This is a genomic window from Agreia sp. PsM10 (assembly GCF_030433855.1).
Lineage (GTDB): Bacteria > Actinomycetota > Actinomycetes > Actinomycetales > Microbacteriaceae > Agreia.
This window is the reverse complement of record NZ_JARUXC010000058.1, coordinates 1-261: the sequence shown is the minus strand read 5'-3', so window position 1 is coordinate 261 and position 261 is coordinate 1. Positions and strand designations below refer to the sequence as shown.

Below are 261 nucleotides of genomic sequence, written 5' to 3'. Positions count from 1 at the left end.
ACATTGGCAGGTGATCGCTCATTTGATATGTTCGCCAGTATGTTTTATAATAAAGGGTTTTATTCTGCCTTGCAACGCCTTTGCTTGTTGTGTTATAACGGTCACCCATTGCAGGTATATACAATTCTTCGTCTTGTTCTGTAAACACTACTTCATAAAAATTAAAAACACCTGCTTTACCTGTAGTTTCAAACCGGTTTGGTTTTATCTTAAAAGCAATCTGGTCATAAAATTTATTTTGCAAAGCGTTTGACGGAAGGT

General features: G+C 36.0%; 1 protein-coding gene. It reads right to left on the bottom strand.

All coding sequences use genetic code 11. The annotated features are described in order from the left end of the window. A partial coding sequence (locus tag QCD70_RS19035) for a hypothetical protein (RefSeq protein ID WP_301219200.1) occupies positions 1-261 on the bottom strand: 261 nt, incomplete at both ends.